Below are 13,212 nucleotides of genomic sequence, written 5' to 3'. Positions count from 1 at the left end.
GTGACCGTCGAGACGCCGAACTGGCCGGCCAGCTCCGCCTCGGTGGGCAGCTGCTCCCCGTCGGCGAACAGGCCGAGCGTGATGGCGTCGACCAGCCGTCTGGTCACCGCCTCCACGCGGCCGGTCTGGTCCAGCGGCGCGAACATCGCTGATCGCGCGCGATGCGGCACCCGTTCGCCCATGTGCTTCCCCGGCTCCTCTCGGTCCTGCGGAACCAATCTTGCCGGAAACTCTTGTCATATTACATATAGCCTTATATGTTTTCGGCTCATCGAGGTCCTTCCGCCCCTCTGACTAGGAGGAATCCCGTGGAGCTCAAGCACTTCGTGGGCGGCGACCACGCCGATTCCCGCTCGGGCCGCGTCGCCGAGATCATCGATCCGGTCACCGGCCGGCCGTACTGCACCGCCCCCGTCGCCGACGCCCAGGACGTCGACGAGGCGGTGCGGACCGCGGCAGCGGCGTTCCGGACGTGGCGCGACACCACGCCGGGCGAACGCCAGCTCGCGCTGACCCGCATCGCCGACGCGATCGAGTCCCGCGCCGAGGAGATCGTCCGCGTCGAATCCGCCAACACCGGCAAACCGATCGCGCTCACCCACGCCGAAGAGATCCCGATGGTCCTCGACCAGGTGCGCTTCTTCGCCGGCGCGGCGCGGGTGCTGGAGGGCAAGGCCGCAGGCGAGTACATGGCCGGGCACACCTCCTACGTCCGCCGCGAGCCGGTCGGCGTGTGCGCGCAGGTCACGCCGTGGAACTACCCGCTGCTGATGGCGATCTGGAAGATCGCGCCGGCGCTGGCCGCGGGCAACACCGTCGTCCTCAAACCCGCCGACACCACCCCGGCGTCGACGCTCCTGCTGGCCGAGATCTGCTCCGAGTTCCTGCCGCCGGGCGTGTTCAACGTGCTGTGCGGCGACCGCGACACCGGCCGCGCGCTCATCACGCACCCGACGCCGGCGATGGCGTCGATCACCGGCTCGGTGCGCGCCGGGATCGAGGTCGCCGGTGCCGCGGCCACCGACCTCAAGCGCGTGCACCTGGAACTGGGCGGCAAGGCCCCGGTGCTGGTCTTCGCCGACGCCGACCTTCCTGCCGCCGCGGAAGGCATCGCCGCCGCCGGGTTCTTCAACGCCGGTCAGGACTGCACCGCCGCGACCCGGGTCCTGGTGCACGAATCGGTGCACGACGAGTTCGTCGCCGCGCTGGTCGAGCAGGCCGAGGCGACCAACACCGGGATGCCCGACGACGAGGACGTGGCCTACGGCCCGCTGAACAACGCCGCCCAGCTGGAGCGGGTGTCCGGGTTCGTCGAGCGGTTGCCCGACCACGCCGTCGTCCGCACCGGCGGCAAGCGGGTCGGAGACCAGGGCTACTTCTTCGAGCCGACCGTGATCTCCGACGTCCGCCAGGACGACGAGATCGTGCAGAACGAGGTCTTCGGCCCGGTGATCACCGTCCAGCGCTTCAGCGACGAGGACGACGCGCTGGCCAAGGCCAACGGCGTCGACTACGCCCTGGCCTCCTCGGTGTGGACCGCTGACCACGGGCGCGCCACCCGGATGTCCCGCGAGCTGGAGTTCGGCTGCGTCTGGATCAACACCCACATCCCGCTGGTCGCCGAGATGCCCCACGGCGGGTTCAAGAAGTCCGGCTACGGCAAGGACCTCTCGCTCTACGGGCTCGAGGACTACACGCGCGTCAAGCACGTCATGAGCGCTTTCTGACCACCGCCCAGAAATCAGGAAGGCAGACGATGTCGCCGAATTCAACTTCAACGCTGGTCGGCAGCTCGTCGGCGGAGGCCGCGAACGGCTCCGAGCCGGCCGTGCGGCTGCGCGAGCTGCGCAAGTCCTTCGGCCAGGTGCACGCCGTGGACGGGGTCGACCTCGACATCGCCGGCGGGGAGTTCTTCTCCATGCTCGGCCCGTCGGGTTCGGGCAAGACGACGGTGCTGCGGATGATCGCCGGTTTCGAGCTGCCCACCAGCGGCACCGTGGAGCTCGACGGTCACGACGTCAGCGCCGCGGCGCCGTTCCAGCGCGACGTCAACACGGTGTTCCAGGACTACGCGCTGTTCCCGCACATGAGCGTGCTCGGCAACGTCGAGTACGGGCTGCGGGTCAAGCGGGTGCCGAAGGCCGAACGTCGCGAACGCGCCTTGCAAGCGCTGCGCAGCGTGCGGCTCGGCGAGCACGGCGACCGAAAGCCCGCTCAGCTCTCCGGCGGTCAACGCCAACGCGTGGCGCTGGCGCGAGCGCTGGTCAACCGGCCGAAGGTGCTGCTGCTCGACGAACCGCTGGGCGCGCTGGACCTCAAGCTGCGGCAGGAGATGCAGCTGGAGCTCAAGCAGATCCAGCGCGAGGTGGGCATCACGTTCGTCTTCGTCACCCACGACCAGGACGAAGCGCTGACGATGAGCGACCGCATCGCGGTGTTCAACCAGGGGCGCATCGAGCAGGTCGGCACGCCCGCGGAGGTCTACGAGCGGCCCGCCAGCCCGTTCGTCGCCGGATTCGTCGGCACCTCGAACCTGCTCAGCGGCGCCAGCGCCGAAGCGGTCATCGGCAGCCGGGGCATCTACAGCATCCGGCCGGAGAAGATCCGCATCGACGCCGACCGCGAAATCGGTGCCGCACCAGGGGAAACCAGCGCGACCGGCACGGTGACCGATGCCGTCTACGCCGGTGCGTCGGTGCGCTACGAGGTGTCGCTGCACGCCGGCGCCCGGCTGTCGGTGGTGCGCCCCAACACCGGCGCCGGGGCCCTCGAGCACCCCACCGGCAGCGAAGTCCGCCTCGTCTGGCGCGACGAGCACAGCTTCTGCCTCACCGAAGCGAATCACTGATCCCTGCTACGGACAGGAGAAATCCGATGCGTCACCGCAAGAAGTTGAGCCTGCTCGCGGGCGTGCTGGCCACCGCCACCGCGGTCACCGCCTGCGGCACGGGCGGTTCCTCCGACTCGACGCCCGGCGCCCAGGGCTTCACCCCGCCGGCGCTTCCCGCGCTCGACAAGCTAGGCCAGCCCGAAGGCGAGCTCAACGTCCTGGCCTGGCCCGGATACGCCGAGGACGGCTCGAACGACCCGGCAGTGGACTGGGTGACGTCGTTCGAGAAGGACACCGGCTGCCAGGTCAACGTCAAGCCGTTCGGCACCTCCGACGAGGCCGTGAACCTGATGAAGACCGGCCAGTACGACGTCATCTCGGCCTCCGGCGACGCCTCGCTGCGGCTGGTTGCGGCCGGCGACGTCGAACCGATCAACCCGGCGCTGGTGCCCAACTACAACGACCTGTTCCCGTTCCTGAAGGACAAGCCGTGGAACAGCGTCAACGGCACCCCCTACGGCGTGCCCCACGGCTGGGGCGCGAACCTGCTGACCTACCGCACGGACAAGGTGCAGCCCGCCCCCGACTCGTGGTCGGTGATGTTCGACCAGAACTCGCCGCAGAAGGGCAAGGTCATCGCCTACGACTCGCCCATCTACATCGCCGACGCGGCGCTCTACCTGATGCAGCACCAGCCCGAGCTGGGCATCAAGAACCCCTACGCGCTCGACGACAAGCAGTTCCAGGCCGCCGTCGACCTGCTCAAGCAGCAGCGGCCGAACGTGAGCGAGTACTGGTCGGACTACCTCAAGGAGAGCCAGGCGTTCAAGAACGGCGACGCGCACGTCGGAACCGCCTGGCAGGTCACGGTGAACCTGACCCAGTCCGAAGGCGCGCCGATCGCCGCCACGCTGCCCAGCGAAGGTGCGACCGGCTGGTCGGACACCTGGATGGTCTCGGCGAAGTCCCAGCACAAGACCTGCGCCTACAAGTGGCTCGACCACATCGTGAGCCCGGAGGCCAATGCGAAGGTCGCCGAGTACTTCGGCGAGTCCCCGGCCAACCCGAAGTCCTGCGAGCTGACCGAGGACCGCAACCACTGCGCGACCTACCACGCCGGTGACGCCGACTTCGCCTCCCGGATCTGGTACTGGACGACGCCGATCGAGCAGTGCCTGGACGGGCGCACCGACGTCAAGTGCAAGGACTACGGCGAGTGGACCCGCGCCTGGACCGAGATCAAGGGCTGACGCGGCATGCGCGGTCGGTGGCCCGCGGGAGCCACCGACCGCCCCACCCCCGATGAGCGAGGAACGAGAGAGATGACAACCACGGTCACCACCGAGCGCGCACCGCGCCGGTCGTCGAGCTTGCTGTACCGCAGACCGAAGCTCCGGTTGGGACTGCTGCTGTCCGCGCCGATGCTGTGGCTGGGACTGGCCTACCTCGGAGCCCTGGCCGCCCTGTTCATCACCGCGTTCTGGCGCACCGACCCGTTCACCGGCAAGGTGGTGATCGAGTGGTCGCTGGAGAACTTCACGACGCTGCTCACCGACGAGGTCTACCGCACCGTCACGCTGCGCACGCTCGGGATCGCCCTGCTGGTCACGGTCGTGGACGCGGTGATCGCGTTCCCGATGGCCTACTACATGGCCAAGTTCGCCTCGCCCCGGGCGCAACGGCTGCTGGTCATCGCCATCATGACCCCGCTGTGGGCGAGCTACCTGGTCAAGGCCTACGCGTGGCGGGTCATGCTCTCCGGCAACGGGGTCGTGCACTGGCTGCTGAGCCCGCTGGGCCTGGACTCGCCCGGGTACGGGCTGCCGGCCACCGTCATCACGCTGTCCTACCTGTGGCTGCCGTACATGATCCTGCCGATCTACGCGGGTCTGGAACGGCTCCCGGAGTCCCTCGTGGACGCTTCCAGCGACCTGGGTGCCAAGCCGTGGCGCAGCTTCCGCTCCGTGGTGCTGCCGCTGGTCTTCCCGGCGATCGTGGCGGGTTCGATCTTCACGTTCTCCTTGTCGCTGGGCGACTACATCGCGGTCAAGATCGTCGGCGGCACCAACCAGATGCTGGGCAACGTCGTCTACGACAACATCGGCGCGGCCAACAACCTGCCGTTCGCCGCGACGGTGGCCACCGTCCCCGTCGTGATCATGCTCTGCTACCTGGCGGCCGTGCGCCGCACCGGTGCACTCGACAACCTCTAGGAGCCGCTGCGATGAGTGCTACCCGAACGACCCGGCTGGTGCTGCTGGGCGCGCTCGTGCTCGGCCTGGCGGTGATCTACTTCCCGCTGCTGGTCGTGCTGCTCAACTCGGTCAACGCCGACACCACGTTCGCCTGGCCGCCCTCGAGCTTCACCCTGGAGTGGTGGCAGCGGGCGCTGGGCAACCAGGGCGCCCTCGACGCGCTGGCGACGAGCGCGCTGGTCGGCGTGGTCTCGACGGCGATCGCGCTGGTGCTCGGCACGATGGCGGCCTTCGCCCTGCAGCGGTTCCGCTTCTTCGGCCGCGATCAGGTGTCGTTGCTGGTCATCCTGCCGATCGCGCTGCCGGGCATCGTCACCGGCATCGCGCTCAACAACGCCTTCCGCACCATCCTGGGCATCGACCTCGGCCTGTTCACGGTGATCGTCGCGCACGCGACGTTCAGCATCGTGGTGGTGTTCAACAACGTCGTGGCCCGCCTGCGCCGGATGGGCGGCAACCTCGAGGAGGCGTCGATGGACCTCGGCGCCAACGGCATCACGACGTTCACCCTGGTGACGTTCCCGATGCTGCGCTCCGCCCTGCTGGCCGGCGGGCTGCTGGCGTTCGCGCTGTCCTTCGACGAGATCATCGTCACCACGTTCACCCTCGGCACCGGCATGGAGACGCTGCCGATCTGGATCCTCAACAACCTGTTCCGCCCCAACCAGGCCCCCATCGTCAACGTGGTCGCGGCGGTCCTGATCGTCTTCTCCACCGTCCCCGTCTACCTCGCCCAACGCCTCTCCGGGGACACCAACGCCGGCGGCCGCCTCTAGCGCCTCGCACCGGTGGAAGGCACCTCGGCCGAATCCGAGGCGCCTTCCACCTCGTGGGGCGGCGGGATCAGGTGGCGGTCACCTCGTCCTCGAGCCGGAGGCGTTCTCCGAGGGCTCCGCCCAGCGCGGTCAGGACCGAGAGGGCCACGAGGACCAAGGCCACCGACCAGGACTGCTCGCCGCTGGCCGCCAGGACCGAGGTGGCGATCAGGGGGACGAAACCGCTGACCACTCCGCCCAGGTTGAACGAGATGGAGACGCCGCTGTAGCGGAGTTGCGGCGGGAAGAGCTCGGTGAGCAGCGAGCCCGCGACCGCGTAGGGCACCGACAGGCACGCCACCCCGATCGTGATCGCCAGGACCACCAAGACCGGGTTCTTCGTGTCGATCAGCCAGAACACCGGGAACGCGACGAGCGCGGAAGCGACACCCCCTGCGACGCAGACCCGGCCCGGGCCCATCCGTTCGGCCAGGCGGCCGAAGAACAGCAGGATGGCGATCTCCACGACCGCTGCCACGAGCGTCGCGCCGAGCATCAAGGAGCGGGACAGGCCGAGGGTTTCGGTCCCGTAGCTGATCGCGAACGTCGTCAGCAGGTAGAACCCGCCCACGCCGAGCAGCGAGGCCGCCAGGCCGGTCAGCACCCGGCCGAAGGACCTCCGCAGGACCTCCACGACCGGCAGCGAGGAGCGCTCCTGCTGTTCGAGCAGTTCGGTGAACAGCGGCGACTCCTCGACGCGCCGACGCAGGTAGAGCGCGACGAACAGGAGCGGAACCGCGGCCAGGAACGGAAGTCGCCAGCCCCAGGCGTCGAAGGACTCGGCGGGCATCAGCGACACCAGCGCGAAAGCGCCCGAGGACAGCAGGGTTCCGATCGGCGAGCCGACCTGCGGCAGGGCCGCGTACCGGCCGCGGCGTTCCGGCGGCGCGTGCTCCACCGCGAGCGTCACGGCACCGCCCCACTCACCGCCGACGGCGATGCCCTGCAGCACGCGCAGCAGCGTCAGCAGGACCGGGGCTGCGACGCCGATCGCGGCGAAGTCGGGCAGCACACCGATCAGCGCGGTGACCACGCCGATCATCGTCACCGTGATCAGCAGCGAGGTGCGCCGACCGCGGCGATCACCGACGTGCCCGAAGATCACCGCGCCGATCGGCCGGGCCACGAACCCCACGGCGAACGACGCGAAGGCCGCCAGCGTGGCCACCAGCGGGTCACCGCTGACGAAGTAGAGGCGGTTGAACACGATCGAAGCGGCGGTGCCGTAGAGGAAGTAGTCGTACCACTCGAGCGCGGTGCCGACGAACGCGGCGAAAGCGATCCGCCTCGCCTCGGCATCGGTCACGCGCGGTGCACCCCTCGTCGCAGCAGATGTCATGGCAACTCCGTTGCTCGACCCGGCGAATGGTTGCGGACAGCCTGCGCGCGGCAGGAGCCCAGCACAATGACGAAACGTCGCTACCTGCAGCCCCGAACCTGGGCAGATGCACATCCGAATGCGGCGCCGGGAGGCGGAAATCGGGCCTGGACGCCGGCTGATCACCCAGCATAATGGGCGATCGACCACCGCAGATCCCGACGAGATGGGCGCACGCACATGCCGGACCTCGAGGTCATGTCCGCCGGGCAGCTCCGCGACCTGGTGCACGCGTGCTTGACCGACCTGGACGAACTGGTCGACGACTTCCTCGCCGAGCTCAGCGCGATCGAGCCCTACGCCAGCGGCGCCGTCCCGGAGGACGAGCTGCGCCACGACGCGGCGGCCAGCATCGAATTCCTCCTGCGCACCATCGCGGGCCTCCCCGTTCCGCAGCGGCTCGAGAACTCCTGCGAACGGATCGGACGTCGGCGCGTGCACCTCGGCGTGCCGCTGGACGTGCTGCTGCGCGCGGTGCGCCTGGACTTCCGGGTGTTGTGGTCGGCGTTCCTGCGGCGGGTGGACCCGTCCGAACTCCCGCGCATGGTGCACAACACGGTTCGCGTCTGGGACGTCGTCGAGGACTACAGCACCGGGGTGCACATGGCCTACGCGAAAGAAGCCGACGCGCTGGCCGGGGAACGCGAGCACGAGCGCAGCCGCCTGGTGGATTCGCTGCTGGCGACCCGGGGTCGCGACGCGCAGATCGTCGCGCAGGTCGCGCAGGTGCTGGACATGGACCCGAAGGGCCGGTTCCTGGTCGCCGCCGCGCCCTCCGACGCGCCGCGGCCGCTGCGCCAGGTCGCCGATCAGCTGCGCGCGAGCGCGGTTCCGGTCCACGTGCAGACCATCGACCGCCGGCAGATCCTCATCGCCGAGCTGCCACCCCGGTCGCACGGAGCACCGGCCCGCTGGCTCGACGGGGTGCCGTGCGGCATCGGCCCGATCGCGGACGGGCTCGCCGACCTCCCGCGCGCGCTGTGGATCAGCGTGGAGGTCGCCGCGACCACCTCGGCCGGGCAAGGCGGTCCGCACCGGCTCGTCGAGCGGTGGGCGCACGTCGTCGCAGCACGATCACCGGAGATCAGCGCCGCGCTGCGCGACGAAGTGCTGCCGTCGGTGGACGCCACGACCCCGCACGAGCGGGAGCGGCTGTTCGAGACGGTGCGCGCTTACCTGAAGTCCGGTTCGATCAGCGCTGTCGCCAACGAGATCTTCTGTCACCGCAACACGGTGCTCAACCGGCTGCACCGCTTCGCCGAGCTCACCGGCCGCGACGTCACCCGCCCGGAACACGCTGCCGCAGTCCTCGTCGCCTTGGCCAGCGACGAGCACCGAGACGACCAGACCTGATCCCCGAACTGCCCCCAGCGGCAGGAGGTTCCGACGTCCGGTCGACTTCCGCAAATTCAATGGAAATCGGAGGTCCGATTTCAATGGAATTTTGATCCCGGCCGGTGACCGCAGGGACCGTGCTGTGCGGGAGCACGAGAAATCGGCTGCATCCGGAGGCGAAGCGCGGTGTCGGGAACTGCGGGTGGGCCCCGGCGGAGCCCGCCCGCAGCGGTCGGGTCACCCGGCGACCGCCGTGAACTGGGCGGTGCGAACTGCTCCCGCGTGCTTGAAGTCGAGGAACAGCCGGTAGGTACCCGGCCCGGGCACCGCCGCGTGGAACGCGACCTCCGGGCCCGGGAGGGTCGCACCGTCGTCCGGCGAACCGTCCGGGTGGACGTGCAGGTACGCGAGGTCGCCGAGCCGGAGCGCGACGAGGTGCCCGTAGGCGCCGAGGTACGGCTGCAGATCGGTGACCGGAGCGCCGCCGCGGCGCACCTCGAGGGTGAGCGGATTCGCCTGTCCTGCCACCAGTTCGCCGTTGAGCACGACCTCGTAGCCGTCGACCTCCGACACCGCGGCCACCTCCGGCACCGGACGCGGTTGGTAGTCGCCGGCGACCGCCAGGTCCGCGCCGAGCGTGAGCCCGGCCGCTCCCTCGGGCTGGAAGTCGACGAACACCCGGTACTCCCCCGCCTCCACCAGGTCCAGCGGCACCGACCAGGTCCCGCCGCCGACTTCGACCGGGTGCACGTGCCAGAAGCGGGTGAGGTCCCGGCGGACCACGATGAGGTGGATCTTCTTCCCGTGCACCTCGGCCAGCGAGGTCACGGCGGTTCCACCGGGACCGAGGATCCGGAACCGGTAGTCGGCGGCCTCCCCCGCGACCAGCCGCGCGGTTTCCGGGGCGAACGTGTAGCCGTCCTTCGAGATCTGCAGTCCTCCCGGCGCGCCCCCGTGTCCGTGGTGGGCGGCAGCGTGCTCGTGGTGGGCGCCGGTGTGCCCGTGGTGGCCGGCATGCGTCGACTCGTTCATCGTCATCTCCTCCCACATACCCCCTAGGGGTATATGCTCCGATGGCGAGAAATATGCCAAGGGCCAAGCGGCAGCGCAATGTGATTCACCGCATACCCATCAGGGGTATGTGTCATGGTTGATCTACATACCCATAGGGGGTATATATCCAGCTACTGGATCGGCCCTCCGAACCCGAGGACATGCGATGCGACGTTTGAAGGCGTTGGAGCCGGCGGAAGCCCCCGCCAAGTCACGCGAGCAGCTCGAGGAGATCATCGCCCGCCACGGATCCGCTGGCGAGATGATCCGCACGATGGCCCACTCGCCCGCGCTCCTCCAGGGCTACCTCTCGCTCTCCAGAGCCGTGAAGCGCATCAAGCTGCCCCGCGCGCTCAGCGAGAAGATCTCCCTGGCCGTCCAGGAATGGCTCGGCTGCGAGACCTGCCTCAACGCGCACCGCGAAGCGGCGAAGGAAGCCGGTCTCACCGACTCCGACATCGCACTGGCCCGGCAGGCGACCTCCACCGACCCCCGGGAGGCCGAGCTCATCGCCTTCGCGCTCAAGGTGCTCGTGGAACCAGCGGCGATCACCGACGAGGAGATCTCCGCGCTCACCGGGAACGGATGGAGCGACCACGCGATCGCCGACGTCGTAGGGCTCGTCGTCCTGAACCAGCTCACCGGCACGTTCAACCTGGTAGCCGGAACTTAGTTGCCCCGCACCGACATTCGCCGCACGTCAGCTCTCGGCGCGGGACGCCACGTGCACGGGTTCGAGAACCGGGCGCTTCGCGCCGCGACCATCACCCGACGACCGGCCGAGGATCCGGCGACCGATCCAGGGGCCGACGAATCCCGCCACCCACCGGAGCTCCTCCCCTGCCCGGCGCAGCCCGGGAACCGATCGCTGCACCGGGAGGGGTTCGCCCCAATCGGCGCTGCTGCCCGGCAGGTCCAGGGTGTGCCCGACAGCCGCGGCCAACCGGGTGTGCCCGAGAGCGTTCAGGTGCAGCCGATCGCCGCTCCACAGCCGGGGATCGGACGTGACGGGGTGGGCGGACAGGTCCGCGACCACGGCCCCGTGGCGGTTCGCCGCGGCCCGGATGCGGTCGTTGAGCTCCCGGGTCCGCGCGGTGAGCAACCGTCCGACCGCCATGCGCAGCCCCGGGTCCGGGTAGGTGAAGGTGACGACCGTGGCGCCTGCGGCCGCGAACGCGCTGAGCACGTGCTCGATGTGACCGCTCACGGCTTCGGCGTCGAAGCGCGGGCGGATCAGATCGTTCACACCGGCCATGACGGTGACGAGGTCGGGCGCCAGCTCCAGCGCCGGCCGCACCTGCTCCGCGCGGACCTCGTGGGCCAACCGCCCGCGCACCGCGAGGTTCGCGTACTCCAGCTGCGGGTTCCCGACCGCCAAGTGCTCGGCGAGGCGGTCGGCCCAACCGCGGTACCCCACCACCTCGTCGCCGTCGTTGAGCCCTTCGGTCTGGCTGTCGCCGAGCGCCACGAACCGCTGGTAGCCGTGCGCTTCCCGCGTGCGGTCACAACTGGGCATCCGAGCCCTCCCTCGCCCTCAGGACGGAAACCGCCTCGTTGCACCAGTCCAGGTTCTCGCGCTCGAACCGCCGCCCCCGCAAGCACGTCAGGTAGGGGCCGATCCGAGCACCTCGAGCCAGGAATTCCGCTTCGTCGAGGTCACCGCGCATCTTGCGCAGGAGCTGCTCGAACAGCTCGATCTTCGCGGCGGCGATCCCCGCCCGCTCCTCCAGCTGCTCGATCAGCGCAGCGGCGTCGACCGAGTCCGCGGCCGCGACCTTGACCATGAGGTCGTCGCGGATGGACGAGGGCTTGGACGGCGCGGCGGCGAACCGGTGCAGTTCGGCGAGGCCGGCATCGGTCACCGAGAACAGCCGCTTGTTCGGCCGGCTCTCCTGCACTACCTCCCGGCCGGCGAGCAAACCCTCGCGCTCCAGCTTCGCCAGCTCCGCGTAGAGCTGCTGGGGCAGCGCGTGCCAGAAGTTCGCCATGCCCACGTCGAAAGCCTTGGCCAGCTGGTAGCCGCTGTGCTCACCGTCCAGCAACGCGGCGAGCACCGCATGCCGCAACGCCACCGCACATCACTCCTCGCTCGAAGTCGACCACAGCCACCGTAGTCAAAAACCAGACTAGTCACAATCTTGACCAAGGAGGAGCCCCGGTCGCGAAGGACAGGACCGGGTGCAGCAGCGCTCGTCCGGCGAGTCGGCGTCAGCCCGCCAGCGGAACCGGGCCGCGGGCTCTCCGGTGGGCGAACTCGACGACCTGGTGGGCCATGGCGCGCAGCTGGTCCGCGGGCTGACCGGTCGGGGTCCCGGCGTCGTCGAAGCACGGCAGCGCCGAGTTCATCGCAACGCCGAGCGGGGTCGGCCAGCCGCGCAGGGCGTGCGTGATGGCGCGCAGCTGGGCGAGCGTCGAGGTCGACGCCTGCCAGCCGGCGGCCGCCGCGATGCAGCCGACCGCTCTCCCGTCGAGGTACGGGCGGACGTCGGTGCGCAGGTCCTCGGTGTAGTCGAGGGCGTTCTTGATCATCCCGGAGACCGCGCCGTGGTAGCCGGGCGACGCGATGATCACGCCGTCCGCCCGGCGGAGCGCGGCCACCAGCCGCGCCGCCCCGGGGCTGCGGTCGGATTCCTCCGGCCGGTACATCGGCAGGTCGAGCTCGGTCGCGGCGCACACCAGCGTCCTCGCGCCGAGCTCCGAGGTCACCCCCAGCGCGTAGCGCAGCGCGCGTTCGCTGGAGGAACCTTCCCTCGTCGTACCACCGATCCCGACGATCAGCGGACCTCCACCGGTCGATTCGCCGTGCTGCATGGCCGATCCCTTCACGAGAAGTGGGCGAAGTCGAACTCGGCGACCTCGGCGAGCTGGTCACCGAGCGCCGCCACCAGCGCCGCGAAGCCGCGTTCACCGGCTTCGGCGGTGGCCCGGGTCGGGTCGCCGAGGTAGCCGTCGGGCCCGAAGTCGTCGGAGAGCCAGCCGAAGGAGACGCTGCCGCCGAACCGGACGTGCTCGTTGTCGTTGAGGCGCAAGGGGATCCGGGGGCGCGCGGCGGACAGGTCGACCAGGTCCGGCCGCAGGTGCAGCACCAGCGAGGTCTCCATCGCACCGCCGTGGATCCCCAGACCGCGCTCCGCGTCGGCGAAGGACTCGTCGCGTTCGACGGGGACGAAGGTGTTGGTGGCGAACGTCATCAGGCCGTGCCGCAACCGGATGTCGCGCAACGCGGTGTGGATCTCGGAGATGTTGCCGCCGTGCCCGTTGACGAACACCAGCCGCCGGATGCCGGTGGCCGCGACCGACCGGCCGATGTCGTCGAGCACCGCGGCGAAGGTCGTGGTGGACAGCGACAGCGTGCCCGGCGCCCAGACGTGCTCGACGGACCGGCCGAACGCCAGCGCGGGCAGCAGCCACAGGTCGAGCTCCGGCCCGCGCGGGTCGACCACCGCCCGCGCGGCGGCCTCGGCGACCAGCGCATCGGTGTTCAGCGGCAGGTGCGGGCCGTGCTGTTCGATCGCCCCCACCGGCAGCACCGCCACCGACGACGAG

General features: G+C 69.9%; 14 protein-coding genes. 7 read left to right on the top strand and 7 right to left on the bottom strand.

Annotation, left to right across the window (positions count from 1 at the left end; translation table 11 throughout):
• Positions 1-146, bottom strand: a 146-nt coding sequence (locus OU415_RS36360) for a GntR family transcriptional regulator (protein WP_408641983.1), incomplete at its 3' end; no start/stop codon positions are given.
• Between the two features lie 162 nt (positions 147-308).
• On the opposite strand from OU415_RS36360, the gene OU415_RS36355 reads away from it, so the two are divergent.
• The 5 genes from OU415_RS36355 to OU415_RS36335 all read left to right on the top strand — a co-directional run bounded on the left by OU415_RS36355 (position 309) and on the right by OU415_RS36335 (position 5,861).
• Entirely contained in the window at positions 309-1,727 is a 1,419-nt protein-coding gene (locus OU415_RS36355) for a gamma-aminobutyraldehyde dehydrogenase (RefSeq protein WP_270954246.1), read from the top strand.
• A 29-nt stretch (positions 1,728-1,756) separates the two neighbouring features.
• Positions 1,757-2,848 carry an ABC transporter ATP-binding protein gene (locus OU415_RS36350; protein WP_270954245.1) on the top strand — a complete coding sequence of 364 codons (1,092 nt, stop codon included), beginning with the start codon at positions 1,757-1,759 and terminating at the stop codon, positions 2,846-2,848.
• A 26-nt stretch (positions 2,849-2,874) separates the two neighbouring features.
• Positions 2,875-4,080, top strand: a complete 1,206-nt coding sequence (locus tag OU415_RS36345; RefSeq protein WP_270954244.1) for an ABC transporter substrate-binding protein — start codon at positions 2,875-2,877, stop codon at positions 4,078-4,080.
• Positions 4,081-4,152: 72 nt separating this feature from the next.
• The gene (locus OU415_RS36340; RefSeq protein WP_270954243.1) at positions 4,153-5,043 is read left to right on the top strand and encodes an ABC transporter permease; all 891 of its coding nucleotides are present in this window, start codon (positions 4,153-4,155) and stop codon (positions 5,041-5,043) included.
• Between the two features lie 11 nt (positions 5,044-5,054).
• On the top strand, positions 5,055-5,861 hold the full coding sequence (locus OU415_RS36335; RefSeq protein WP_270954242.1) for an ABC transporter permease: 807 nt from the start codon (positions 5,055-5,057) through the stop codon (positions 5,859-5,861).
• Between the two features lie 67 nt (positions 5,862-5,928).
• On the opposite strand, the gene OU415_RS36330 is transcribed toward OU415_RS36335, so the two are convergent.
• Complete coding sequence (locus tag OU415_RS36330) at positions 5,929-7,206, bottom strand: MFS transporter (RefSeq protein ID WP_270954241.1); 1,278 nt, start codon at positions 7,204-7,206, stop codon at positions 5,929-5,931.
• Between the two features lie 252 nt (positions 7,207-7,458).
• Here OU415_RS36330 and OU415_RS36325 point away from each other — a divergent pair, with 252 nt between their 5' ends.
• Entirely contained in the window at positions 7,459-8,631 is a 1,173-nt protein-coding gene (locus OU415_RS36325) for a PucR family transcriptional regulator (protein ID WP_270954240.1), read from the top strand.
• 219 nt (positions 8,632-8,850) lie between these two features.
• Here the strand turns inward: OU415_RS36325 and OU415_RS36320 are convergent, their stop codons facing one another.
• Positions 8,851-9,645, bottom strand: a complete 795-nt coding sequence (locus OU415_RS36320; RefSeq protein ID WP_270954239.1) for a hypothetical protein — start codon at positions 9,643-9,645, stop codon at positions 8,851-8,853.
• A gap of 187 nt (positions 9,646-9,832) precedes the next feature.
• Between OU415_RS36320 and OU415_RS36315 the strand changes: the two genes are divergently transcribed.
• Positions 9,833-10,339, top strand: coding sequence for a carboxymuconolactone decarboxylase family protein (locus tag OU415_RS36315; protein WP_270954238.1), 507 nt, complete (start codon positions 9,833-9,835; stop codon positions 10,337-10,339).
• Positions 10,340-10,366: 27 nt separating this feature from the next.
• Here OU415_RS36315 and OU415_RS36310 read toward each other — a convergent pair whose 3' ends face one another.
• From OU415_RS36310 to OU415_RS36295, 4 genes are all read right to left on the bottom strand, one after another.
• Positions 10,367-11,182, bottom strand: a complete 816-nt coding sequence (locus OU415_RS36310; RefSeq protein WP_270954237.1) for an SGNH/GDSL hydrolase family protein — start codon at positions 11,180-11,182, stop codon at positions 10,367-10,369.
• Positions 11,169-11,738, bottom strand: a complete 570-nt coding sequence (locus OU415_RS36305; RefSeq protein WP_270954236.1) for a PadR family transcriptional regulator — start codon at positions 11,736-11,738, stop codon at positions 11,169-11,171. The genes OU415_RS36310 and OU415_RS36305 overlap by 14 nt, the downstream gene beginning before the upstream one ends.
• Before the next feature lie 136 nt (positions 11,739-11,874).
• Positions 11,875-12,477 (bottom strand): NADPH-dependent FMN reductase, encoded by a 603-nt coding sequence (locus tag OU415_RS36300; RefSeq protein ID WP_270954234.1) that lies wholly within the window; start codon positions 12,475-12,477, stop codon positions 11,875-11,877.
• An 11-nt stretch (positions 12,478-12,488) separates the two neighbouring features.
• Positions 12,489-13,212, bottom strand: a 724-nt coding sequence (locus OU415_RS36295; protein ID WP_270954233.1) for a creatininase family protein, incomplete at its 5' end; no start/stop codon positions are given.

The organism is Saccharopolyspora oryzae, assembly GCF_027853915.1.
Lineage (GTDB): Bacteria > Actinomycetota > Actinomycetes > Mycobacteriales > Pseudonocardiaceae > Saccharopolyspora > Saccharopolyspora oryzae.
Note: the sequence above shows the minus strand (reverse complement) of the source record. Positions and strands in the feature narration are given on the sequence as shown.